A 24613-nucleotide genomic window follows, 5' to 3' on the forward strand; every position below is an offset into this window, starting at 1 on the left:
GACGCATGAGCAGGCTGGCGAGCGCCGCCGAGGCGAGCAGGCACCAGCGCGAGTGGTTCGCCGGCCTGCGGGCGCGGGTGGCCGCGGGCGAGCCGCTGGCCGTGGTCAACGCCGATGTGCCGCACGAGATCTTCCGCGCCATGGACATCCCGTACGTGGTCAGCCAGTGGTGGGCGTCCATCGTGGCCGCCAAGCAGCAGTCGGGCCACTACCTGGACCTGCTGCGGCAGCGCGGCCTGCCCGACCACTCCGAGCAGTACAACGCGGTCACGCTCGCCTCCGCCTTCGACGACTCGGGGCAGGGCCCGTGGGGCGGCCTGCCGAAGCCGGACCTCGTGGTGGGCGACGCCTCAGGGGACGTCACCCGCAAGATCTTCGACCTCTGGGGCCGCGAGCCCGGCGTCACCTTCTACCCTCTCGAGAGCGCCGCCGAGAACGAGGTGCCGGCCAACTGGTGGGAGCTGATGCCGCACCGCTGGGAGGAGGCCATCGGCCCGGCCCGCCTCGACCTGCTCACCGCCGAGCTGGAAGGTCTAGTCAGGTTCCTGGAGACCACCACCGGCAGGCGGTTGCGCGAGTCGCGCTTCCGTGAGGTGATGGCGCTGGTCAACGAGCAGGAGGAGTGGAACAGGCGGACGCGCGACCTCATCGCCCGCACCCGGCCCGCCCCGATCTCCGTCGCCGACGGCATCCCCGCCGTCATGCTGCCGCAGTGGCACCGCGGCACGGAGTGGGCCCGTGACGCCGCCCGCCGCCTGCACGAGGAGGTACGCGAGCGGGTGGACGCGGGTCAGGCGGCCTGCCCGGGCGAGCGGGCCCGGCTGATGTGGATCGGCCGGGGCCTCTGGTACGACATGGGCTTCTACCAGCGCTTCCAGGACGAGTACGGCGCCGTCTTCGTCTGGTCGATGTACCTGGCCATCGCCGCGGACGGCTACATCCGCCACGGCGACGACCCGATGCGCGCGCTGGCCGCCCGCTTCGCCGCCTTCACCGACCAGCTCTACACGCCGCCCTGGTCCAGCGAGTGGTACGTGAAGGAGGCCAGGCTGCACGGCATCGACGGCGTGGTGCACCTCGTCTCCGACGATCCGCGCGGCAGCTACTTCACCGCGCGGGCGCTGGAGTCGGCGGGGTTCCCCGTCATCGAGATCGAGGCCGACAACGTCGACACCCGCACCTACAACGGCGGCGAGGTGGCGGAGCGCGTCGGCCGCTGGCTGGAGGACAGCGTCCTCAGGCGGGCGGGGTCGGCAGCCGGCTGAGGACGGTGTCTTCGGGCGGGCGGGGTCGGCAGCCGGCTGAGGACGGTGTCTTCGGGCGGGCGGGGTCGGCAGCCGGCTGAGGACGGTGTCGTCAGGCGGGCAGGATCAGCAGCCGGCCGGGCGGCACGCTGAGCCACACCTCCTGCTCCTCGCCCGCGCCGCCGCTGCCGGACCACAGGCGGCAGGCGAGGCCGCCGGCGTCGAGGTGGTGCTCGACGTGCGGGCCGGCGAACATGGAGACGCGCCGCCTGGCCCGCCACCGGTTGGGCTCATCCGGCTGGTCCGCGCTCATCCGGCCGTGCTCGGGCCGCCAGACCGCCACCGCGGCCGCGCCCTCCTCCAGCCCCGGCCCGGCGACGCCGGTCAACGGCCCGATGGCGCCGGTCAGCGGCCCGATGGCGCCGGTCAACGGCCCGATGGCGCCGGTCAACGGCCCGGCGTCGCCGGTCAGTGGCCCGTGCGGGGTGCGGAGCACGGCCCGCCCGTCCCGCATGGAAGCCACCTCGCCCGGGATCTCGTTGGCGATGCCGACGAAGTTCGCGACGTACCGGGTGGCGGGCCGGTCGTAGATCTCGCGGGGCGGCCCGAGCTGTTCCACCCGCCCGTCCCGCATGACGGCGATGCGGGTGGCGAGCTCCATCGCCTCGGTCTGGTCGTGGGTGACGTACACGGCGGCGAAGCCGAGCCTGCGCTGCATGGCGAGCAGTTCCACGCGCAGCCGTTCGCGTACCTTGGCGTCCACGTTGGACAGCGGCTCGTCGAACAGGATCAGCCCGTCCCCGGCGACCAGCGCCCGGGCCAGCGCCACCCGCTGCTGCTGGCCGCCGCTCAGCTCGCCGGGGTGCTGCCGGGCCAGCTCGGGGATGCCGACCAGCTCCAGCGCCTGCCCCACCTGGGCGGCGACCTCGCTCTTGGGCGGACGGCCGCCGCGCCGGCTGAGCAGCGGGTAGGCCACGTTGTCGAACACGGACAGGTGCGGCCACAGCGCGTACGACTGGAACATCATGCTCAGGCCCCGCCGCTCCGGCGGCACGTCCAGGCCGCGCGCGGCGTCGAAGACGGTCCGGCCGCCGATCTCCACCAGCCCCGCGTCAGGCCGTTCCAGACCGGCGATCGAGCGCAGCAGCGTGGTCTTGCCGCAGCCGCTCGGGCCCAGCAGCACCAGGATCTCGGCCGGCGCCACCTCCAGCGACACGCCGTCCACGGCCGCCGCGAGCGTGCGGTCGGCCCGCCGGAAGTGCTTGCGCACCCCGTCGAGCCGGACGGCGGACGTCGTGGTGGCCCGGCGGGGAAGAGTCTCCTGCATCGAAGTCCTCAGGGGTGGGTTCGGGAGAGGGGGGAGGCGCCGCGGCGCCGGGCGTACCAGGTGACGGGGAGCACGACCAGCGAGGTCGCCAGCGTCAGCAGGATCGAGATCGCGCCGAGCATGCCGTAGTCGCCGTTGGCGAACACCTCGAGGATGCGGAAGCCCACCACCTCGTTGCCGGTGCCGGCCAGGATCGCCGAGGCGCTGATGTCCCCGGCGATGGTGACGAACAGCAGCGCCCAGCCGGCCAGCAGGCCGGGCGCCATCAGGGGCGGCGTGATCCGGCGGAACGTGCGCGCCTGCCCGGCGCCGCTGATCCGGGAGGCGTCGGTGAGCTCGGGCGCGACCTGCCCGGCCGCGGCGTCGGAGGCGGTGGTGGCCTGCGGCATGTGCAGCGACACGTACGCCAGCATGAGGATCCACAGCGTGCCGCCCAGGTGGAACGGCGCCCCGCTGAACGCCAGCACGAACCCGACCGCGACGACCAGGTGCGACAGCGTCGGCGGGAACTTGATCGCCGCGTCCACCAGCATCCCCGACCTCCGCCCCGACCGCCTGACCAGCACCGACACCACGGCCGCCGCCAGCACGCCGATCGTCGCGCACAGCACGCCCAGCACGAGGCTGTTGATCAGCGCCTCCTGGGTGGCGGTGTCGGTGAGGGTGCGGACGACGGCGTCGAGGTTGAGCCGCGACCAGTTCACGGCGCCGCTCCAGAAGCCGGTCAGCGACACCAGCACCAGCGCGCCGAGCGGCAGCACCGAGGTCAGCGCCAGGTAGGCGACGACGGCCGCCCGCACGGGCGCGCGCCACCGGCCCAGCCGCAGCGGGCGGGCCCTGGCGCCCTTGCCGCCCAGGCCGGCGGTGCGGGAGCTGCGCAGCAACCGGGTCTGGGCGTACCAGACGAGGGTGACGACCAGCATGACGACGAGGTTCAGGCTGACCGCCACGCCGGTTTCCGGTGGGTAGGTGAACGACAGGAGCTGCACCACCCGTACCGACAGGATGTCCAGCCCGGCCTGGGGCGCGAGGATCGCCGGGATGGAGAACAGCCCGAAGCCGGTCCACACCACGAGCAGCGCGGCGGCGCCCAGGCTGGGCCGTACGGCGGGCAGCGAGACCCGGCACAGGGTGCGCCACGGGCCGGCGCCGCTCACCCGCGACTGCTCCTCCAGGGCGGCGTCGGTGTTCCGCAGCCCCGCCGAGACGATCATGAAGACGTAAGGGACCTGGTAGATGGTGTAGACGAAGATCAGGCCGTACCAGGAGTGGACGTCGACGGGACCTGGGCCGCCCAGGGCGCGCAGGAGCTGGTTGAGATAGCCGGAACGCTCCGAGCCGAGCAGCGACCAGCCGATCGCGCCCGCGATCGGCGGCAGCAGGAACGGCACCAGCGGCACCACGTCGGTGAGCAGTCCCATACGGGCGTCGGTCCGCTCGTTCACCCAGGCCAGGGCCGAGCCGATCACCATCGCCGCCAGCCCGCTGCCGCCCACCACCACCGCGGTGTGCCAGAGCAGGGTGGTCAACTCCGGCTGCGCGAGTGTCTCGCGGATCGGCGTGAGGTCGATCCGGCCGCCGGTGAAGAACGGCCGGACCACGACCAGGGCGAGCGGGTAGACCGCCAGCGCGCCCAGCGCCAGGGCCAGCAGCATGCCCGCGACCTGGAAGGGCGTGACCCTCACGTGAGGCCCAGCAGGGTGTTGATGCGTTCGGCGGGCGTGCCGGACAGGTCGCGGTTGAAGGCGTAGCGGGCCGGCAGCGTGGCGGGGTCGAGCGGCGAGCCGGAGCCGGGCACCGCGTTGAGCTTCTTGTTGCCCTCCGCGCTCATGAGGTAGTGCACGAACAACCGCGCCGCGTTCGGATGGGCGGCCTTGGCCGCCAGGCCGGGCACGATCTCGGGGCCGGTCGAGGCGGGCGGCTGCACGTAGCCGACGGGCGCGCCCTTGCCCTTGAGGTCGTCGGCGATGGACTGCACGGCGGGCATGACGATGGCCGCCTCACCCGCCGCGAGCTGCTGCGTCGCCGGCGCGGCCCCGGGGGCCACCACCGGCTGCTGCGCCTTGAGCCTGGTGAGGTACTCCTCGCCGTACTCCTTGATGATGAGGTTCCAGAACGGGGTGTACGCGGCGGACGTCCGCGGATCCACCAGAATGATCTTGCCCTTCCACTTCGGGTCGAGGATGTCCTGCCAGTCCTGGACGGCGTCCGTGCCCTGTTGCGTGTTGACGGCGATGCCGGTCGGCTGGATCTGGATCACCGCGGTGCCCGCGCCGGGCAGCAGGTAATCGCCGGAGAAGCGGCCGGGGTAGCCGGGGATGTCCGCGTCGGCGAGCTTGACCGTCCAGCCCTTGGCCAGCGCCTGCGGCACGAACGGCGTGTAGGAGCCGACGAACAGGTCGGCGGCGGGCTTGCCGCTCTCCGCCTCGGCGGCGAAGCGCTGGGCAAGGTCGCTGGAGGTCAGCCGGATGAACTTGACCTTGATGCCGTACTCGCGCGCGAAGTCGTCCGAGACGGCCTTGGCGATGTTCTCCGCCGGGACGCTGTACCAGACCAGCTCACCCTCCTTCTGCGCCGCCTCGATGAGCGAGCGCAGAGCCGGAGGGGCGTCGGCGGGGGCGGCCGGGCCGCCGCCCGCCTCCCCTGAGCCGCAGCCGGCGGCGAGCAGCAGGGCCGCGCAGCCGGCGGCGGCCGCGGACCGGAACCGAGAGATCATGATTCCTCCGTTCGGACGATCAGGGCGTCGCCGTCCGGATCGAAGCGCGTGGTGAGACCCTGGTCCTCGCCGACCTCCCGGAGGTAGGCGGCGACCTCGGCGAAGCGGGCGTCATCCGGCTCCAGGAACTCGGGCCGGGACGAGCGGTCGATGTAGGCGGGCAGGATCGCGACCTCGCCGATGCCGTCCCGGGAGATCCGGCAGCGCACCGCGACCGTCTTGCGCGAGTCGTGCGGGAAGTTGTACGTGCTGCCGAGGTCGGGCTCCCACCCCGGATGCAGTCTCAGCAGCTCACGGAAGCCCTTGCTGGCCGCGTGCTCGGCGGTCATCGGCAGGTCCATGGCGAAGTTGCCGAGGCTGTAGAAGATCGCCTTGCCCCGGTGGACCTCGACGCCCTTCAGGATGTGGGCGTGGTGGCCGAGGATGAGGTCCGCGCCCGCGTCGATCGCCGCGTGCGCCACGTCGCGCTGGTAGTCGGCCAGCACCGCGGGCACGAAGTGGATGCCCCAGTGCAGGCTGACGATCACCACGTCGGCCCTCTCCCGCGCGCGCCCGACATCCTCGACGAGCGCGGCCAGGTCGTCGCGGTGCGGGTAGGTGAGGATCCGGCACGGGGTTCCGGGCTGGTCGGGCTCGGTGGGCTCGTACACGGTGTGGGCGCGCATCGGCGCGCAGCCCGGCCGCCGCTCGGTCGCCCAGTAGTCGGCGGGCAGGATGCTGCAGTACGCCAGGAACGCGATTTTTGTCCCGGCCCGCTCGACGACGCGTGGCTCGCGGGCCGCGGCGATGTCCTGGCCGACGCCGAGCACGGTGATGTCCTGGCCGGTCAGAGCGTCGATGGTGTCGAAGAAGCCGTCGGCGCCCCAGTCCATGCAGTGGTTGCCGGCCCAGGACACCACGTCGAACCCGGCCCGCCGCAGCGACCCGGCGGTGGCGGGGGCCGCGCGGGCCGTGTGCCGGACCTGGGGCAGGCGGCTGCCGCGGTCGGTGAGGTTCATCTCGAGCTGGCAGAAGGCCAGGTCGCCGCCGCTGAGCGTGGGGCCGGTCCTGGTGAACAGGGTGTCGGGGTCGGGGCGTTCCGGGCCGACGTCGCCGACGGCGTACAGGGTGAGCTCGTCGTTCATGCCTTCCTCCTCGTCGCTTCGAGCACCGCCGCGACCGGGCCGCCGTCCGCGAGTGCCCGCACGGCGTCTCGTACGGCGCGGGCGGCGCGATCGCCGATGACCCCGCCGGCCAGGCCCAGGAACTTGGCCTCGACCTCCTCGCCCGGCATCGGCGCGCCGGGGCTGCCGGGGGCCTCGGCCAGCCGGGCGGGCTCGCGGCCGTCGCGCAGCCGTACCCGCACCCTGGCCAGCAGACGCGCGGGGAAGGCGGCCTCGGCCTCGGCGTCGTGCTCCAGCCGGACGCGTCCGGCCAGCGCCGAGACCTCCGGCAGGTCGAACCCGGCGGCCTCCAGCCGGGCGTAGTGCTCGGGGCCGTTGCCGCCGAGCACGAGGTGCATGGCCACCGCGTGCCGGGCGCTGAACTGGGCCTCGGTCATGTCGCGCGGATCCGCGCCGGCCGCGCCGACGTGCGCGCGGGTGGCGTCGTCCACCCCGACGACGACCTCCTCGATCTCCCGCGGATCCGGCAGCTCGGCACGCAGCTCGGCCAGTGCCTGGAGCGGCGCCTGGATGCCCGCGCAGACGCAGTACCGCTTGAGCGCGAGCCCGTGCAGCTCCCACCGCTCGCCGAGCCCGTCCGTCAGCGCGGCCGGGCGGGCGTGGGCGGCGAACGCGCGCAGCAGGCCGCGCGGTCCCTCCACGGCGGTGCGCGGCCCGGTGAACCCGTCCCCTGCCAGGGTCGCCGAGCGGATGCCGGCCATCGCGGCCAGGCCCGCGTGCAGGCGCTTGACCTCGCCGCCCGAGCGCGTGTACTCGGTCACGCCGCCCGCCTGGCTGGCCGCCAGCCCGTACGCCGACGCGGTCGTGCCGGGATCCAGCCCGCGCAGGCGGCAGGCCACCGCCGCCGCGCCGAAGACGCCGTGCACGCCGGTGACGTGGAAGCCCCGGTCGGAGGTGAGGGAGGGCGTCGTGGCCAGCCCGAACCGCACCACCGTCTCGAAGCCCGCGGCGGCGGCGGCCAGCGCCTCGCGGCCGTCCGCGCCGAGCTCCTCGCCGACGGCCAGCACGGCGGGGACGACGACGCAGCCCGGGTGGGCCAGCGCGGGCAGGGCGTAGTCGTCGATCTCGAAGCCGTGCCCGGCTGTGGCGTTGGCCAGCGCCGCCCACTCGGGACGGGCGGTCGCGCCGGTGCCGTACACGGTGCACGGACCCGGCGCGGTCTCGCGCAGCGCGTACCGGCGGACCACGGCGTTCCAGGGCTTCGCCGAGCCGGCCAGCCCGGCGCCGACCGCGTCCAGGAGGTGCCAGGTGATCCGCTCCACCACCTCCGGCGGCAGATCGGCGAAGGCCAGCCCCGAGGCGAATCCGGCCAGCCCGGCGGTGGCCCCGCTCATGCGGCCCCGCTCATGTGGTGCCGCCGGTGAGCGGGAGGTGACAGGCCGCCTGGTGGTCGTCGCCGGTGAGCGGGAAGTGGCAGGCCGCCTGATGGTCGTCGCCGACGTCGCGCAGCGGCGGCGTCCGCTCCGCGCACACCGGCTGTGCCAGCGGGCAGCGGGTGCGGAAGCGGCAGCCGGACGGCGGGTCCAGCGGCGAGGGCACCTCGCCCGTCAGCGGCGGCCCCGGCGGCGGGGCGTCCGGGTCGGGCACGGGCACGGCGTCCAGCAGGGCGCGCGTGTAGGGGTGGGCGGGCCTGGCGTACACCGCCGAGACCTCGCCGATCTCCACGATCCGGCCCAGGTACATGACCGCGACCCGATCGCTCACGTTGCGCACCACGCCGAGATCGTGCGAGATGAACAGCAGCGACAGGCCGTGCCTGTCCTTGACGTCCCGCAGCAGGTTGAGGACCTGCGCCTGCACGGAGACGTCCAGCGAGGCGACCGGCTCGTCGCAGATCAGCAGCTCCGGCCCCAGCACCAGCGCACGGGCGATGGCGATGCGCTGGCACTGCCCGCCGGAGAACTCGTGCGCCCGCCGTCCGCCCACCGCCGCCGGGTCGAGGCCCACCTCGGCCAGGGCGGCGTCCACCCTCTCGCCGGCCGCCCGGCGATCCTGGCCGGCGATGACCAGCCCTTCGGCCACCAGGTCACGGACCTTGCGGCCGGGGTTCAGCGCGGAGCGGGGATCCTGCCAGACGATCTGCAGCCGGCCGCGCAGCTCACGCAGGCGACGACGGGACAAGGTGGTCAGCTCCGTCCCGCCGAAGCGGACGCTGCCCTCGTCGGGCGGCGGCAGTTGCAGGACCGCCCGGCCCGTCGTGGACTTGCCGCAGCCCGACTCGCCCACCAGCCCGAGCGTCTGCCCGCGCCGCAGCGTGAATCCGACCCCGGACACCGCCTCGACCGTGCCGCCGGGCACGCGGAACCGCTTGACCAGGTTCTCCACCCGCAGCAGAGCCGTCATGGGGACTCCTCTCCTTCCCGCCGCGCGCCGGCGGTGATCTCGGCCCCGCCGGCCGGGCGCAGGCAGGCGTGCGCGTGCCCTTCCCCCGCGAGAGGGGGAGGCCCGGCCTCGCAGGCGGGGACGGCGGCGGGGCAGCGGGGCGCGAAGGCGCAGCCCGCCGGTGCGGCCGCGAGGTCCGGCGGCGCGCCGGGGATCGTCCGCAGGCGGGCGTGCGGCAAGGTGTCCATGCGGGGGATGGCCCCGAGCAGCGCCTCGGTGTAGCGGTGGCGGGGGTGGGCGAACACCTCGCGGGTGGGGCCGTGCTCGACGACGCGGCCGGCGTACATGACGGCTGTCTCGTCGGCGCGGCCGGCGATCACGCCGAGGTCGTGGCTGACCAGGATCAGCGCCATGCCCCGCTCCGCCGCCAGGCGGGCCAGCAGGTCGAGGATCTGCCGCTGCACGGTCACGTCCAGGGCGGTGGTGGCCTCGTCGGCGATCAGCAGGGCGGGGTCGCAGGACAGTGCCATGGCGATGGTGATCCGCTGGCGCAGCCCGCCGGAGAACTGGTGCGGATAGTGTTTCAGCCGCCGTCCCGGATCGGGCACGCCGACCTGTTCCAGCAGCTCGGCCGCGCGATCGCGGGCAGCCGTGCGGGACAGGCCGCGGTGGTGGCGTACGGCCTCGCCGATCTGCCGGCCGACGGGCACCACCGGGTTGAGCGCGGACATGGGGTCCTGGAAGACCATGCCGGTGTGCCGTCCGACGAACGCGCGCCGCGCCTCCGGCGGCATGGCCGTCAGCTCGGCGCCCGCCAGGGCGACGGAACCGGATATCTCCGCTTCCGGCGCGCAGGCGCCGACCAGCGCGCGGACCAGGGTGGACTTGCCGCAGCCCGACTCGCCGACCAGCCCGAGCACCCGTCCGCCGGGGAGGGTGAGCGAGACGCCGTCCACGGCCCGCACGACGCCGCGCTCGCCGGGGAAGTGGCAGCGCAGGTCGCGTACCTGGAGGAGAGGTGGCGTCATGACACCTCACCCGCCCACGCGCGCAGCCGCTCGCCGGCGGTGTTGAACGCCAGCACGGTGAGGAACATGGCCGCGCACGGCACCAGCACGAGCTGGGGCGCGACGGCCAGGAAGTCCTTGCCGGCCGCGATCATCGCGCCCCAGCTCGGGGCAGGTGGCGGGATGCCCACGCCGAGAAAGCTCAACGCCCCCTCCATCATGATCATCATGGCGGCCGTCACGACGGCGTACGAGGCCACCGGGGCCACGCAACCGGGCAGCAGCTCGCGGAACAGCAGCCGGCCGTGCCCGGCGCCGAGCGCCTGGGCCGCCACGAAGTACTCCCGGCTGAGCCGCGACAGCGCCGCCGCCTTGGCCAGCCGGGCGAACGGCGGCACGAACAGCAGGCCGAGGCTCACCACGAGCGTCCCCACACCCGGGCGCACGACCGCGGCCAGGGCGAGCAGGAGCAGCAGCGGAGGGAAGGCGAGGATCGCGTCGAGCAGGACGCCGATGGCCGACTCCGCGACCCCGCGCAGGTAGGCCGCCAGCACCCCGAGCAGGCCGCCCGCCACGGCGGCCAGCAAGGTCGCCCCGAGGCTGACGGCGAGCGAGATGCGCGCCCCGTACACGAGCCTGGACAGCACCGACCGCCCGATGCCGTCGGTGCCGAGCACCTCGGGGAAGGCGGCGAACGGGGGCAGGTTCGGCCCGCCCACCGGCGCGTCCGGCGCGACGAGCGGCAGGAGGCCCGCGCCGAGCGCGAGCAGCGAGAGCAGCGCGAGCCAGCTCGCGGCCGCCCACGTGGCGAGGCGCGGACGGCGACGGACGGCGACGCGGATGGCGGTGGCGGCCGTCATCGTGATCGTGTCCTCGGGTCGAGCACCGTGTAGCCGACGTCGACCAGGGCGTTCACCAGCACGTACGTGATGGCGACCAGCACCACCAGCCCTTGGATGACCGGGATGTCCTTGGCCGGGATGGACTGCAGCGCGAGCCCGCCCAGCCCCGGCAGCGCGAACAGGCTCTCCACGACCACCGAGCCCGCCAGCAGCCGGCCGAACACCACGGCCGCCATCGTCACCAGCGGCAGCGCCGACGGCCGCAGCACGTGCCGGAACAGGATGTAGCGGCGGGGCAGCCCGCGGGTGGCCGCCGTACGGACGAAGTCCTCCCGCAGCGTGGCCGCGACGTCGCCGCGCAGCAGGCGCAGCAGCGCGGGCGTCTCGCCCACGGCCAGGGCCACCGCGGGCAGGAGCGCGTAGTGCAGGTTCGCCGCGATCCCGTCCGACGGCGGCGCCCATCCCGACACCGGGAACCAGCCGGTGGTCAGGGCCAGCAGGTAGATGAGCACCACGCCGGCCACGAACACCGGGATCGACATCAGCGCCGAGGCCGCCGCCGTGACCGCCCGGTCCAGCGCGCCGCCGACCCGCGAGCCCGTCCGGACGCCGAGCGGGATGGCGATCAGCAGGGAGATCCCCACCGCCAGCAGGGCGATCTCCAGCGTGACGGGCAGCCGTTCGAGGATCGTGGCCAGCACGGGCTGGTCCGACTGGATGGACCGGCCGAGGTCGCCGGTCAGCAGGCCGCCCAGCCAGTCCAGGTAGCGCTCGGGAAAGGGCCGGTCGAAGCCGTACGCGGCATCGAGCTCCGCGATCTGCTCAGGCGTGGCGGACGGGCCGAGGATCGCGACGGCGGGGGAGCCAGGGATGAGCTCGACCAGTGCCGCCGCGGCCAGGGTGACCAGCAGGAGCACCGCGACCAGGTGGGCGGCCCGCCGCGCGGCCCGGCCCAGCCGGGCGCGCGGCCCGCCTGCTCGCGCTGCCGCGAGGGTGCCGACGGCCATGCCTCAGCTCCCGCCCAGCCCGAGCCGGTCGTAGAGCAGCGCGCCGTCACCCTGCAGCGTCAGCCCGGTCAGCTTGGCGCTGTGCACGGTGTAGGCGATCTGCGACCGGTACGGCAGCACCGGCAGGTCGGTCATGACCAGCCGTTCCACGGTGGTGTACGCCTCGCGCCGGGTGGCTTCGTCGGCGCTGTCGCGGCCCTGGTCCAGGGCGGCGTCCACCTCGTCGTTGGCGTAGCCCATGTAGTTGGTCTGGCCGCCGCTGTGCAGCAGCTTGTACAGGTTCGGCTCGGGGTCGGCGACCGGCACGATCTGCGCCGACAGCGCGAAGTCGCGGTTGGTGAACACCTTGCGGTCCAGCGCGGCGTTGTCGAGCACCTCGATCTCCACCTTGATGTTCCTGAGCGTGCTGAGGCGGCTTTGCAGGTACTCGGCGGTGCGGCGGAAGAACCCGCTCGCGGGCATGGAGACGGTGAAGCTCAGCGGCTCGCCGGCGGCGGCGAGCTCGTCGAGCAGCCGCTGCGCCTCGGCCACGTTCTGGGCGGGCAGGACGCTCGCGGCGGGGCGGAACGGCGAGGAGGCGCCGTAGAGACTGCCGGGCGTCGTGGAGCCGGGGTCGACGATCTGCGCCATCTCCTTGGTGTTCAGGGCCAGGACCACTGCCTTGCGAGCCTTGGCGTCGTCGAAGGGGGCACGCGCCGTGTTGAAGATCAGCATCGGGCCGCCGCCCGCGGCGGCCTGCGTGACCTGCAGTCCGGAGCCTTTCGCGCGCTGGACGAAGGACAGGTCGGAGCCGGGGACGGCCGCCTGGGCCTGCCCGCTGGCCACGGCGTTGATCCGCTGCGCCGGGTCGGCGATCACCTTGAAGGTCAGGGTGTCCAGCAGCGGGGCGCCCTGCTGGTGGTAGGAGGGGTTGCGGGTCAGCGTCATGTGGTCGTCGCGGACCCATTCCCTCAGCATGAACGGGCCCGCGCCGACCGGCCGCTGGGCGAACGCGGCGGCGTCCTTCCTGATCGCGGCCGGTGAGCCGACGAACGCCAGGCTCGTGGCGACGACGTGGTCGAAGCCGAGGTTGCCCCTGGCCAGCTCGATGACCAGGGTCCGCTCGTCGCTCGCCCGGAACGTGGCGCCCTTGACCAGCGGGGCCAGCGGCGAGCGGGTCTTCGGGTCGGCGATGCGGTCGTAGTTGAACTTGACCGCCTCGGCGTCCAGTGGCGTGCCGTCGCTGAACTTCAGGCCGGCACGGAGCTTCATCGTCCACACCTTGCCGTCCTCGGCGGCCGTCAGGCTCTCGCCGAGGCCGGGGCTCACCTCGCCGGTGCTCGCATCCGACCAGAACAGCAGGCCGAAGATGGCCGACAGGCGGTTGGCGTCCCCTGATGGGGTGAGGTTGAACAACTGGGCGGGGTCGAGCCCGCGGACCGCTTCGACGCCCAGGACGACGGTGGCGGTTCCACCCTTGCCGGGCGCCGGTTGAGCGGCCTGCTGGGTCTGGGCGCCTGGGGAGCAGGCGGCGGACAAGAAGATCAATGCGCTGGCGGCGGCCGTCAGTCGATGTGGCACTGGGCACCCCAAGAGAGAGGTCTGGGGGACGGCGGCCCTGCTCGGCAGGCGGGCCGCGCCCGGAGGATTTTCATATGTGTAACACAAAGCACATCGAGCGTAAATAGATGTGCCACATAAAGGGGGGTGCTGCCTCCTGGGATCCGGTGTCGAGTCGTTCGGCGGGGTGGTGCGGCCGCGCGGGGTGGTGTCCTCCGTGGGAGAGACGCTGCGTGAGATGATCGCGATCAGTGTTGATCAGCAGGGGCGACAACGCCCGTTCTGCCAAACGTCGAGCCTCCACCGCGGGTTGCGTTCCGAGGGCGGCCGGAAACCATATACTTCCGTCGGTGAACGCGAGGCTCGAGACAGTGCACATGCCGCGCCTCCAGGCGGGTGCGCACCCCCAGCATCTGCTGGCCACGCTGCTCGGCGACTACGACTTCGCCGAGCGGAGCCCCATCCCGTCCGCGGCCATCGTGCACCTGCTCGCCGAGTTCGGCATCACGGCCGCCAGCGCGCGCAGCACGCTGAGCAGGCTCGCCAGGCGCGGCCTGATCGAGCCGGTACGCGAAGGCCGCCGGACGTCCTATCGCCTGACCGACAAGGCGGGCCAGGTGCACGACCAGCGGATCCGCCACTTCCTCGCCTTCGGCGCCGCTCCCGTGCCGGACACCGGGAAATGGACCGTCGTGGCGTTCTCCGTGCCGGAGTCGCAGCGCGACCAGCGACGCGTCCTCCGCGTGCGGTTGCAGGAGATCGGCATGGCGACCCTGTTCGACGGCGTGCTCATCGCGCCGGGCGACCGCCGTGACGTGGCCGCGCGGGTCCTGGCGGAGCTGTCCGTCGGTACGGCGGCGGCGCTGATGCTCGTCACCTTCGACTCCGCCCTGTTCGGCGGCCGGGATCCGCTCGCCGCCTACGACCTGGACGGTCTGCGCGCCCGATACGACGACTTCATCGTCGGCTACACGCCCTTGCTGGAGCGGGTCCGCGCGGGAGCCGTGGGGATCTCCGAGGCGCTGGTCGCGCGGACGAAGGTGATGGACGCGTGGCGGATCTTCCCCGACACCGACCCGGCGCTGCCCACCGTTCTGCTCCCGCCCGACTGGCCGCTGCCTGCCGCCCGCGGTCTCTTCCTGGCCATCCACGACAACCTCGGCTCGCTCGCCGAGATCCGCGTGCGCAACCTGCTCGAGAAGTACATCGGTGCCCGGGCGGCGGAGATCCGTGCGTACCGGTCGGATCAGTACCTGACGGACGATCGAGCCGGCGCCGCTCCGGATCAGGAGCTTGCTTGACGTCGGCGGCCCGCCTCCCGGTGACCGGCGAAGCCCATCTGGCCGGATGCCTCGACCGGTCTCAGTCGAGTGGCCATAGCTGACGACCTTTGGCCAGGACACGTCCGAGGACTGATCGGGCCTGGACGAGATTGCCGTCGACGTTACCGACCGCCTTGTTGCGCCGGCCGATCTGGACCAGGTTCTTGGCATTTCCGACGAAGGTCGCGCCTTCCACCATCACTGCCGTGCCGGACACGTGACCCACGAGGGTTCCGCCCCGGATGACGACATCACCGTCCACGTCGCCGTGCCTGACCTCGTCCGGACCGATGACCTGCACCTCTGCCTGCCCGGCGGGTGCGATCTCGCCGGCGCCGTCGTTGTGCAGGCGCCGGATGTAGAGGCCGGTCGCGGCCAGGCCCAAGGCGCAGGCGAGACCGGCGGCGACTGCGGGGACGGTCTGGTCGCAGTCCTGGATGATCCACGTGTTCGCGGGCTTGGGCGGGTCGGGCTGCTGACGCTGCTCGTAGGTGACGGTGCCGCAGCCGGCCGCCGCGGGGGGAGCGCTGAGCAGCAGGAACCACATCGCTCCCACCACGGTGAGCAGGCCTTGCGCCAGCAGCCGCCGCGTACGCTCGTGCATCACGATCCTTTGAGACTGATGGTGGAGGTGGACGGGACCGCGCCCGGCCATTACGCGCCGTTCCCGGCGAGAACGGCCTTGATCGCCTGGACGCGCGCCCGCGACGACGCCTCGTCCGGCGCGGACGGGTCGGCCTCGCCACGCAGGCGATGCCAGTGTTCCGTCGCGAGTTCGAGTTGCGCCGCGTGCAAGCGCGCCAGGCGCAGGTAGGCGGCGATGCCGTGGCGCAGGTTCGCCCCGGCGCGCAGCGCGTCGACCTTGAGCCGGAAGCGCCGGGCAGGTGAGAGCAGCACTGCCGCTTCCGGCTCGGTGATCGCGTCGCGGGAGGCGTCCGGCAGATTGGCCAGCGCCACGCGCAGGCCCGCTGCCTCGCTGCGCAGTCCACGGCGCACAAGGAGCACGTACAGGACGACCAGCGGGCCCTGGAACAGCAGCAACTGGGCGGGCATCAGCACCAGGACGTTGACCGTGTCACCGATGGTGAACCACTTGTGGGACTCCTTGGTGATGTAGTCCAGCATGGCGTTGTTGCAGAAGTGCGCGCCGGCCGCCGTGCAGAAGCCCAGGGCGATCGTGGTGATCTGCTGCGGACGGCTGTGCAGTTGCCTGGCGATGCCGAAGGCCGCGCCGGTGATGGCGGTGAACGCCGTGTGCGCGGCCATGAGCCCGGCGACCTGCCGGGCCCAGAAGTGAAAGCCGGCGCCCGACCCGTCCATGGCGGCCATGTACGTGACGCTCTCGACGAAGTTGAAGCCGAGCCCGGTCGCGGCGCCGATGACGACGCCGGAGACGACGGAGTGAAAGTGCCGCCGATAGAGCAGGAAGAGGATCGCCACGCCTGCCCCCTTGCCGAGTTCCTCGAAGAATCCCGAGATCATGGGCAGGCCGATGTCCTTCAGCCGCGTCGCGTCCAGAATGTTGTCCGGGAGCGGGAAATGCAGGGTCGAGAAGGACCTCCACCACTCGTTCATGGTCAAGCCGAAGCCGGCGGCGACGACCGCTCCCCACCCCAGGGCGGTCAGCAGCAACGGCACGGGCACCCGCCGGAAGCGCTGCATGCAGTGCACCAGCCACAAGGCGTACACGGTCGTCGGCAGGCACACGAGAAAGGCCAGCGTGTGCGCGCCGGGCCAGACGATCAGGTCGAGAATGGACTGGACTTTCAAGGCAGGCAGCGAAAGCAGCGTGATCACGAGGGCCCTGCGGTATCGCCGCGCCACCCGCTCACGACGGTCCGGCGATGCGCGCCCGGAATTCGCGTACCGCAGATGCCCCCAGGCAGCGCCCGACAGCCCCGCCAGCAGCGCCCAGCCCGGCAGGTACTGCCAATAGACGAGCGAGGCGAGGAAGTTCGAGACCTTCGTCAGCTCCGGAATGCCTGCTTCCGCCACGTCGATCTGCGGAGGACGGACCTGGCTGAGCACCATGGTCAGCGCGACCAACGCATGCAGTGACAGCAGGACGAGCAGCGCCAGGCGCTGCCGCCGGCAGGCCGGCAGAAGGTGAACGTGCGGTTGCCTGGTCATGGTCACCTGTCGCGCAGCGCGGGAGGACGGGGAGGGGGCGGGGGAGTGGGCCAGGCTCTGGAGTACGGCGATCTGGGCGGCTCCTGCCCGGAACCGGCGTGGAAGGGGGCGGCCGTCGGCCTGCCGCTCTCCGGCGCGGGCAAGGACGGACGGCCCGGCAAGGCAGGCAGATCGTCCAGCGTGGTGCGCCGGTCGACCACGCAGCTCACGACGAGCCCGAGCGTGAGCAGGCAGCCCCCGGCGATCGACGTGAAGGCCCGGAAGAGGCGCAGGTGCGGCTGGGACTCGAAACCGGCAGGCTCCGGCAGCCTGCGTGGCGCGCGGGCCTGCTCGGATCGAGGGCCGCGGGGGCCGTCCGTGCGCGGCTTTCGAGCGCGCCTGAATCTTTGCGGTCTGTTCGCGTAGAGGAAGACCCCGATCGCTACGATGACAAGCGCCATCATGATTCGGCCTGTTGCCGCCACCAGAAGTGACAACGCCGGGTCTTCGCCATCGCCTGTGGCGGGTGGCTGCACGAAGAACTCGCCGACCGGCTCGATGTCGCTCACATGGCAAGTTCCCCCGCCGGGAATGCTGAGCGCGAGGTTTTCGGCATGTAGCCGATATGTGCCGGGGACGGCTTTCCAGCTACCGTCATTCAGGTTGCCGGAACCATTCAAGAAAGCGCGATCGCCCGCCGCCATCCCCTGGACGGGAACCACCAATGAGGCCGTTGCGGCTGCCGTGCGATTGTCATAATCCTCGAACTGCTCGCCGGGCCGCAAGGAGAACGTGACACTGCCGGATACCTGAGCGGGGATGCTCTGGACGCCGGTTCCGCCGCCGCCACCCAGCTCAAGTCGCACCTGAAACGGTGTGGTACCGGGTGTGCCGGCCAGGACGATCGAGGGCGATTGCACGGCCAGTTGTCCTGTTCCGCCCATTTCGCAGGTGATTGCGGCTGGTCCGGAGTGTGCGTAACCCATGGCGAGGACGCCCGGGGCGGTAAGGAGCCCAAGAGCGCCGATCCCGAAGAGGGCGTTTCGCATGGATTCACTTTCGACAGTCGTCCGACGCTATTTCATGCGAGGATATCCCGGCCGCAGGGGAAACTCGCCGGGAATTTCGGCGGGCAGTTCCTGTTCGAGAACTTATGTCCGTTAATTAACGTAAATCCCGGGGTGATCTCGCGCCCTCCGCGACGTCGCTGAGCAGCAGCCGCAGACTGGCCCTGGCCCCGGCCGCGGACGTGGGCCAGCCGGTGTGGCGCGGTGCCTGGTCGGCGTGCACGCCTGGCCGTCACCGGAGCGACCGCCCGGGAGATCGCCGCCCAGTTTTCCTGAGCCCCGCGCCGAGCTTGTCCGGCTGCCGGATCCGGCCTGAGGGCGGGTCACACCCGGCGGTAGATGATCGGCTGCGCGGCGATGCCGTTGGCCTTGAAGTTGGCCAGCACGAAACTGCGGAACGTCGGCCGGAAGAGCAGGCCGGGAAGGAAGGTCCGCAGGTTCGGCCAGCTCGCGTGGTTGATGATGCCGTAGTCGCCGGGCTCGCCCTCCAGCGGACGCATCAGCGCGGAGTCGGGCAGGGCGGTCTTGGCCTGGAACCACCCGGCGGTGTACTCCCACACCTTGAGCAGCCGCTCGCGGTCGTCGGCGTAGAAGTAGTTGAACAGGAAGGCGCCATCCCGGGTGTGGTCCACGTCGCCGAGCCGGGCGGCGTTGTCCGCGACGATCTCATGGGTGCGGCGGGCGGCCGTACGCAGCGTCTCGGCGAGTTCCTTGCAGGCGGGACTCTCGCGCAGCTCCAGGGCGGCCGTCACACTCGCGGCGCGGATCAGCACCACGACGTCGTAGCGCGCCGGCTGGAGCCCCCGGGCGGTCAGCAGCTCATCGCCTTCGCCGGGCGGGCGCAGGATCGCGCGGAACACGTTCGCCTCGCAGGCCTCGACCGTCGAAGCCAGAGCCTTCAGCCGAGTGGCCAACTGGGTGGGAGCGGTCGCGAAGGGGCCGCGCCAGCCGCCGACCTCGCCGGCCAGCATGAGGAATCCGTCGTCGGACGGAGGCACCAGGCGTGCCCCGACCGCCAGATGATCGTTGATCAGCTTCATGAGGGCGACGGTAGTTTCGGACCGGTGGCCTCCGCCTCAGTCACATGACTGGTATGCGTGACCGAGGCGGAGGGTCGGCGCCCTCGCCTCGGGCCGTGAACAGGTGAACTGGCGGCTGTCTACGACTACCGGGGTGCCCCGTAGGCCTGGCACTCAGGAGTGGCCGATGACCTGGTGCGGCCGATAAGGAGCCTGCAGCCGGGCCGTCTCCTCCTCGCTCAGCGACACCTCCACCGCCGCGACCGCGTCGTCCAGGTGGCCCACCTTGCTCGCCCCGACGATCGGCGCGGTCACCCCCGGCCTGCCGAGCAGCCAGGCGAGCGCGAGCTGCGCCGGCGGCAGGCCTCGCTCGGCGGCGACCGCGCGCACCACGTCGACGACGTCGAAGTCCGCGTCGGTGTACATGCTGCCGGCCAGCAGGTCGCTGCCGGATCGCACCGTACGCCGCCGGCCGTCGCGGTGGCGGCTCCCGGTGAGCAGGCCGCGTGCCAGCGGGCTCCACGGGATGACGCCCACCCCCTGGTCCCGGCAGAGCGGGAGCATCTCGCGCTCCTCCTCGCGGTACACGAGGTTGTAGTGATTCTGCATCGACACGAACTCGGTCCAACCGGCCGTCCGCGCGGCGTGCTGCGCCTTGGCGAACTGCCAGGCGTACATGCTGGAGGCGCCGATGTAGCGGGCCTTGCCGGCCCGCACCACGTCGTGCAGGGCCTCCATGGTCTCCTCGATCGGCGTCTCGTCGTCCCAGCGGTGGATCTGGTACAGATCGACATGGTCGGTGCCCAGCCTGGTCAGCGAGGCGTCGATGGCGGCCAGGACGTGTTTGCGGGACAGCCCGCGGTCGTTCGGGCCGGGCCCCATGGGGAAGTAGACCTTCGTGGCGAGGACATAGTCGTCGCGGCGCTCGAAGAGCTTGCCGAGCAGCCGCCCGGTGATCTCCTCGCTCGCGCCGCCGGAGTACATGTCAGCGGTGTCGAAGAACGTCACACCGGCCTCGACCGCACGCCGTACGATCGGCTCGGCCGCGTCCTCGCGCAACATCCACGCCCAGTTGTCCGGATCGCCGTACGTCATCATGCCCAGGCAGATCCGGGAGACCTGCAGTCCTGACGAGCCCAGCCTCATGTAGCGCATGTCGCCTTGCCTTCGTGCGGAAGTGTGGTCTTCGCCGCGACCGGAGCGGCTTCGCTGTGGAGCGCGACGGAGAGCACCACGAGAGCGACGCCGCTGAGCTCGGCGAACGAGGGGAACTGGCGGAGCACCACGACGCCGATCACCGTCGCCGTGGCCGGGAGCAGCGCCACCAGCAGCGCGTACGTCGCCCTGGACATGCGCGCCATCGCGAGCTGGTCGCACACGTACGGGATCACCGACGAGCAGATCCCCACCGCGACCCCCGCGGCGAGGACGACCGGGTCGAGCAGCGCCGGCGCGGCCTGCCCCACGGCCACCGGCGCGACGAACACGCAGGCGACGAGCATGGCGGCGGCCAGCCCGTCGATGCCGCCGACGCCGCGCAGCCGCCGGGCCGTACGGTGGGCCAGCACGATGTAGGCGGCGAACAGCACCGCGTTGGCGAAGGCGAACACCAAGCCCAGGGGCTCTCCGACCGGCCCGATGCCGGTCAGCGTGTAGACGCCGCCGACGGCGGCCACGAGCGCCACGACGTTGCGTACCGTACGGGCGCCGAGCGCGGCCAGCACGATGACCGGCAGGAACTCGATCGCGGCGACGGTACCCAGAGGCACGCGATCGATCGCCAGGTAGAAGCAGACGTTCATGGCCGCGAGGACCGCGCCCCAAGCGAGAATCGTCCGGCGTCCGCGGGCGTCGAGGCGGGCGAGGGTCCGCCAGGGACGGCGCCAGAGCGCGAAGACGAGCGCGGCACTCCAGATCCTGAGGCCCGAGACCCCGAGCGGGGCGAGCCTGTCGAACAGGAGCACGGCGAAGGCCGGGCCGAGGTAATGGAAGACGGCGCTTCCGATGAAGTAGGTCCAGGGAGGCGCCGCGGAGAGGACGGCGCGAGGGCCGGTGAGCGACATGAACGATATCGTCGGCCAAGTCGTAATTTAGGAGAATGGCGAATCGTAGAATCCGGCCCGAGCGGACTTACGAACCGAGGGAAATCGACGCCCTCGACCTTCGTATCCTCACCGAGCTGCAGGCCGACGCCCGGGTGAGCTTCGCCGAGCTGGGCCGCCGGGTCGCCCTGTCGGCGCCGGCGGTGGCCGACAGAGTCCAGCGGCTGGAGGAGAACGGGGTGATCGTCGGCTATCGCGCCGAGGTCGATCCGCGGGCCCTGGGCTTCCCGGTGACGGTGATGGTGCGCATCCGGCCGGCGATCAGGGAGCTCCAGCGCATCTCCAAGATCGCCCAGGAGGTTCCCCAGATCGTCGAGTGCTACCGGATGACCGGCGACGACTGCTTCTACTTCACGATGCACCTGCGGACGGTCGACGAGCTCGAGCCGATCCTCGACCTGTTCACCCCGTACGGCCAGACGACCACGTCCCTCATCCACACCGCGCCCGTGCCGCGCCGCCCGCTGCCCCTGGAGTGAGCGCCCGCGCAGGCCGGACCACGCGGGCCGCGGCCGCGCCACGCTCTCGGCTCAGCTCGGGTGGCGGTCCTTCTCGCGTCCGCCGGCGAACGCCTGCGCGTCGGACATCAGCGGCAGGAGCAGGACGAACCGCGCGCCGCTGCTGCTGTCGTCGAGGTCGAGGGTGCCGCCGTGCGCCTGCGCGATCTGGCGGGCGACCGTCAGCCCCAGGCCGGTGCCGCCGGCGTCCCGGTCGCGGGCGGTGTCCAGGCGGGCGAAGCGCTGGAAGACCATCTCACGCTTGTCCGGCTCGATGCCCGGCCCGTCGTCGAGCACCTCCAGGCGGGCGACCCCGTGGGGTGAGCGTACGGCGTTCTGCCCGGCCCAGGGCTCGCGGCGGACGGTGATCGTGACGGTGGAGGCGGCGTGCCGCTCGGCGTTGTCGAGGAGGGAGCCGAGCAGCCGGGACAGCGCGGCCCGGTCGGCGCTCACCACCGCATCGGGCTCCAGGTCGCAGGTGACGTTCAGGGGCGTGTCACGGCGGTCGCCGCACTGCCCGGTCACGAACGCGGCCAGGTCGATCGGCTCGCGCTGGAGCGGCTGGTCCGCCTCCATGCGGGCGATGTCCAGCAGATCGCCCACGATCGCCTCGATGCGGTCGAGACTTGCCAGAACAGTGCGGCTCAGCCTCGGCACGGTGGTGTCCTCGGGCGCGTACAGGGCGTCTTCGACCTCCGCGCGGATCGCCGCGATCGGGGTGCGCAGCTCGTGCGAGGCGTTGGAGGTGAAGTGACGCTGCTGGCCCATCGCGGCCTGCAGCCGGGCCAGGGTGCGGTTCACGCTGCCGGCCAGGTCGTAGATCTCGTCGTGGCTCGGCGGGAGCGGGACCCGGCGGTCGGAGGTCTCGCTGATCGTGTCCAGTTCCGCGCGGATGGCGGTCACCGGCCGCAGGGCGGTGGTGACGATTCGATGGCCGAGCGTGGTGATCGCCACGGCCATCAACACCGCGACGCCGAGCACGGTCGCGGCCAGCCACGGGGTGACATACGGCGGGACCGTCGGGCCCGAGCTGTAGACGATCCAGTCCTGTCCCTGCCGGTAGGCCGACTGCGCGACCACGATGTGGCAGCCCTGGCCCGCGAACAGCCCGCCGCAGACGACACCGGTGGACACGGTCCGGGGGATGGGGGTGAAGCCGGCCATCGGCGGGCGGCCCCGCAGTTGCGGTGTCGAGGCGACCACGGTGCCCGTGGCGTCCACGATCTGCACGTTGCGGTCGGCGTGCTCCACCAGAGGTGTGCGTACCTGGTCGTGCTCGACCTCGTACGCCACGCGGCCACCGTCCGCGGCGATCTCGCTCATCCGGTCTTCCGTGGCGTAGCGGTGGATCGCCAGCATCACCGCGGCGGCCAGCATGGCGGACAGCAGCGCCGCCATCGCCCCGGCGAACAGGGTGACGCGCTTGGTGATCGGCCAATCGTGCCAAGCGTTCATGGGGCCAGTCGAGCACATGTGCCGTAGCGGGAGGTGCACGCGCCGCTCTGATGACGGCATGAACGAGGCCAACACCTCACCAAGACCTCTTTCGCCGCCCCGCTGATCCGCGCCCGCCGTCCGATTCGGATCCGGGCCCCGCGGGTTCTCTGACGGCCGCTGCCAGCGGCAGGCGGACGACGAACCGCGCGCCGATCGGACAGTCCTCGACCGACAGGGACCCGCCATGGGCCTGGCACGTCTCCCTGCTGATGGCCAGGCCGAGCCCGCTGCCGCCAGGGTCCAGGCGCAGCCCGTCCGTCAGCCGGACGAAGGGCTGGAAGATGCGCTTGCGATCTTCGGCGGCGACGCCCGCGCCATCGTCCTGCACGGTCACCACGGCCTGCCGGCCGTCCTGCCCGACAGTCACCTCGACGTGAGAATGAGCGTGCCGTCGCGCGTTGGCCAGCAGATTGTTCAGCACGCGGGCCAGTTGCACACGCGAGCCGTCCACCGTCGGATCGCTGACCGCCCGCAGCCGGATCGGGATGCCGTCGCGCGGCAGCGCGGACACCTCGTCCCTGGCCAGAGCGGCCAGGCTGAGCGGCTGGTACGCCTCGGCGGCGGCACCGTGCTTGACCCGGGTGTAGGCCAGCAGGTCATCGATGATCGCCTCAAGGCGTTCCGCGCTGCGCAGCGTGTTCTGCAGGGCGGCGTGCGTGTCCACTTCCCTGAAGTACATGAGCGCCTCCTCCGCCTGGATGCGCAGCGCGGTGACCGGGGACCTCAGCTCGTGCGAGACCATGGAGGCGAACCGGCGGTAGGCGGTCACCGACTTCTCCAGCCGATCGAGGTAGGCGTTGGAGGCGCGCGCGAACTCGGCGATCTCGTCCTCGTGCGGCGGCGTCGGAACCCTGATGCTCAAGTCCCGTGCCGTGGCCTCGCGCATCTTCGTGCTGATCGCCCGCACCGGGCGCAGGGTCCGGCCGACCACCATCCAGGTGCCCCAGGCGGCCACCAGCGACCCGATCAGCACCGCGGCGCCGAACCCCGCCTCCAGGTAGTACCTGGCCACGACGACGGGTTGCACCGTGCCCGCGTAGATGTAGTGCACCCCGCCCGGCAGCGGCGCATCCGGCATCCGGGGATCGAGCCGCAGGGCGGTGACCAGCAGGCATTCGCCCTCGCTCCAGGGCGGGCAGACGGTGATGTCCTGCATGCCGTGACCGGCTGCCGGCTTGAGCGTGCTCAGCGGCGCCTTTCCGGCCGCGGCGGCGTTGGCGACCACCACACGCCCGCGGGAGTCGACGAGCTGGAGATACCGGTCTCGCGCGGTCGGCCTGGCCGGATTCGGCGGCGGAAGGTAGCCGGGGCGCATCCTGCTGACCCAGTCGACGACGGCCACATGGACCTGCTCGGAGATGTCCGCCGCGACTCTGTTGCGGACGCCGTACGCCGCGAGTGCGCCGACCACCGTGAGAACGACCAGGGACAACGCCCCCGCGGCCAGGGCGAAGCGGGCGCGCAGCGAACGCGGGTACAACCGGCCCGGTCTGTCGATGCTCATGTGCCCTGCGTCCCTTCTTCGGACACTGTCAGCGCTGTGCTGGTGGGCGAGAAGGGACAGCCCCTGGAACGCCGGCGTGCTCATGACGTCATGCGGGGCGCTTGAGCAGGGACGCTGCCGTTACCTTCGGGTGCGGCGGCATGGATCGCTCGTACTTCCCGGCGGGACGCAGGATGACAGCTTCAGCGCCATTCGCGTGACATGCCATCTCTTGTCGAACTTTGACCGTTTATGTGCGGAGTGACGCCCTGCCCCGCACCCCGACTAGTCCTTTAATGGATCGTCTGCAACAAAACTATCTGCTATGGTTTCTCCTGATCCGTTCACAC

General features: G+C 72.1%; 21 protein-coding genes. 3 read left to right on the forward strand and 18 right to left on the reverse strand.

All coding sequences use genetic code 11. The features are described 5' to 3' along the window. Window positions 1-5 precede the first annotated feature (5 nt). Entirely contained in the window at window positions 6-1265 is a 1260-nt protein-coding gene (locus FXF51_RS40180) for a 2-hydroxyacyl-CoA dehydratase family protein (protein ID WP_148440012.1), read from the forward strand. A 91-nt stretch (window positions 1266-1356) separates the two neighbouring features. On the opposite strand, the gene FXF51_RS40185 is transcribed toward FXF51_RS40180, so the two are convergent. From FXF51_RS40185 to FXF51_RS40230, 10 genes are read right to left on the reverse strand one after another with little or no spacing between them, the layout of a single operon-like run. Then, window positions 1357-2571 (reverse strand): ABC transporter ATP-binding protein, encoded by a 1215-nt coding sequence (locus tag FXF51_RS40185; RefSeq protein WP_148440013.1) that lies wholly within the window; start codon window positions 2569-2571, stop codon window positions 1357-1359. An 8-nt stretch (window positions 2572-2579) separates the two neighbouring features. Further along, a complete protein-coding gene (locus FXF51_RS40190; RefSeq protein ID WP_148440014.1) occupies window positions 2580-4256 on the reverse strand; it encodes an ABC transporter permease in 1677 nt (558 codons plus the stop codon). Further along, the gene (locus tag FXF51_RS40195) at window positions 4253-5287 is read right to left on the reverse strand and encodes an ABC transporter substrate-binding protein (protein ID WP_148440015.1); all 1035 of its coding nucleotides are present in this window, start codon (window positions 5285-5287) and stop codon (window positions 4253-4255) included. The genes FXF51_RS40190 and FXF51_RS40195 overlap by 4 nt, the downstream gene beginning before the upstream one ends. Continuing rightward, window positions 5284-6411, reverse strand: coding sequence for a CapA family protein (locus tag FXF51_RS40200; RefSeq protein ID WP_148440016.1), 1128 nt, complete (start codon window positions 6409-6411; stop codon window positions 5284-5286). The genes FXF51_RS40195 and FXF51_RS40200 overlap by 4 nt, the downstream gene beginning before the upstream one ends. Beyond that, window positions 6408-7784, reverse strand: a complete 1377-nt coding sequence (locus tag FXF51_RS40205) for an MmgE/PrpD family protein (protein WP_148440017.1) — start codon at window positions 7782-7784, stop codon at window positions 6408-6410. The genes FXF51_RS40200 and FXF51_RS40205 overlap by 4 nt, the downstream gene beginning before the upstream one ends. A gap of 10 nt (window positions 7785-7794) precedes the next feature. Continuing rightward, window positions 7795-8793 (reverse strand): ABC transporter ATP-binding protein, encoded by a 999-nt coding sequence (locus tag FXF51_RS40210; RefSeq protein ID WP_148440018.1) that lies wholly within the window; start codon window positions 8791-8793, stop codon window positions 7795-7797. Then, complete coding sequence (locus FXF51_RS40215; RefSeq protein WP_148440019.1) at window positions 8790-9800, reverse strand: ABC transporter ATP-binding protein; 1011 nt, start codon at window positions 9798-9800, stop codon at window positions 8790-8792. The genes FXF51_RS40210 and FXF51_RS40215 overlap by 4 nt, the downstream gene beginning before the upstream one ends. After that, the gene (locus FXF51_RS40220; RefSeq protein WP_148440020.1) at window positions 9797-10639 is read right to left on the reverse strand and encodes an ABC transporter permease; all 843 of its coding nucleotides are present in this window, start codon (window positions 10637-10639) and stop codon (window positions 9797-9799) included. The genes FXF51_RS40215 and FXF51_RS40220 overlap by 4 nt, the downstream gene beginning before the upstream one ends. Beyond that, complete coding sequence (locus FXF51_RS40225) at window positions 10636-11628, reverse strand: ABC transporter permease (RefSeq protein ID WP_148440021.1); 993 nt, start codon at window positions 11626-11628, stop codon at window positions 10636-10638. Before FXF51_RS40225 ends, FXF51_RS40220 begins: the two co-directional genes overlap by 4 nt. Before the next feature lie 3 nt (window positions 11629-11631). Next, window positions 11632-13188, reverse strand: coding sequence for an ABC transporter substrate-binding protein (locus tag FXF51_RS40230; RefSeq protein ID WP_187414831.1), 1557 nt, complete (start codon window positions 13186-13188; stop codon window positions 11632-11634). A gap of 329 nt (window positions 13189-13517) precedes the next feature. Between FXF51_RS40230 and FXF51_RS40235 the strand changes: the two genes are divergently transcribed. Further along, window positions 13518-14468 carry a PaaX family transcriptional regulator C-terminal domain-containing protein gene (locus tag FXF51_RS40235; RefSeq protein WP_148440023.1) on the forward strand — a complete coding sequence of 317 codons (951 nt, stop codon included), beginning with the start codon at window positions 13518-13520 and terminating at the stop codon, window positions 14466-14468. Between the two features lie 61 nt (window positions 14469-14529). On the opposite strand, the gene FXF51_RS40240 is transcribed toward FXF51_RS40235, so the two are convergent. The 6 genes from FXF51_RS40240 to FXF51_RS40265 all read right to left on the reverse strand — a co-directional run bounded on the left by FXF51_RS40240 (window position 14530) and on the right by FXF51_RS40265 (window position 20747). Beyond that, a complete protein-coding gene (locus FXF51_RS40240) occupies window positions 14530-15093 on the reverse strand; it encodes a hypothetical protein (protein WP_148440024.1) in 564 nt (187 codons plus the stop codon). 50 nt (window positions 15094-15143) lie between these two features. Next, window positions 15144-16619, reverse strand: coding sequence for a PrsW family intramembrane metalloprotease (locus tag FXF51_RS40245; protein ID WP_148440025.1), 1476 nt, complete (start codon window positions 16617-16619; stop codon window positions 15144-15146). Window positions 16620-16621: 2 nt separating this feature from the next. Continuing rightward, complete coding sequence (locus FXF51_RS40250) at window positions 16622-17647, reverse strand: hypothetical protein (protein WP_148440026.1); 1026 nt, start codon at window positions 17645-17647, stop codon at window positions 16622-16624. 341 nt (window positions 17648-17988) lie between these two features. After that, the gene (locus FXF51_RS40255) at window positions 17989-18705 is read right to left on the reverse strand and encodes a hypothetical protein (protein WP_148440027.1); all 717 of its coding nucleotides are present in this window, start codon (window positions 18703-18705) and stop codon (window positions 17989-17991) included. Window positions 18706-18858: 153 nt separating this feature from the next. Continuing rightward, complete coding sequence (locus FXF51_RS40260) at window positions 18859-19839, reverse strand: aldo/keto reductase (RefSeq protein ID WP_148440028.1); 981 nt, start codon at window positions 19837-19839, stop codon at window positions 18859-18861. Next, on the reverse strand, window positions 19827-20747 hold the full coding sequence (locus tag FXF51_RS40265) for an EamA family transporter (RefSeq protein WP_148440029.1): 921 nt from the start codon (window positions 20745-20747) through the stop codon (window positions 19827-19829). Before FXF51_RS40265 ends, FXF51_RS40260 begins: the two co-directional genes overlap by 13 nt. Window positions 20748-20782: 35 nt before the next feature. Here FXF51_RS40265 and FXF51_RS40270 point away from each other — a divergent pair, with 35 nt between their 5' ends. Beyond that, on the forward strand, window positions 20783-21265 hold the full coding sequence (locus FXF51_RS40270) for an Lrp/AsnC family transcriptional regulator (RefSeq protein WP_148440030.1): 483 nt from the start codon (window positions 20783-20785) through the stop codon (window positions 21263-21265). Window positions 21266-21316: 51 nt separating this feature from the next. Here FXF51_RS40270 and FXF51_RS40275 read toward each other — a convergent pair whose 3' ends face one another. Together FXF51_RS40275 and FXF51_RS40280 are read right to left on the reverse strand one after the other, a co-directional pair. Further along, window positions 21317-22738, reverse strand: coding sequence for a sensor histidine kinase (locus FXF51_RS40275; protein ID WP_187414832.1), 1422 nt, complete (start codon window positions 22736-22738; stop codon window positions 21317-21319). A 76-nt stretch (window positions 22739-22814) separates the two neighbouring features. Then, the gene (locus FXF51_RS40280; protein ID WP_187414833.1) at window positions 22815-24284 is read right to left on the reverse strand and encodes a sensor histidine kinase; all 1470 of its coding nucleotides are present in this window, start codon (window positions 24282-24284) and stop codon (window positions 22815-22817) included. Window positions 24285-24613 lie beyond the last annotated feature (329 nt).

This window comes from Nonomuraea sp. PA05 (genome assembly GCF_008086045.1).
Classification (GTDB): Bacteria; Actinomycetota; Actinomycetes; order Streptosporangiales; family Streptosporangiaceae; genus Nonomuraea; species Nonomuraea monospora.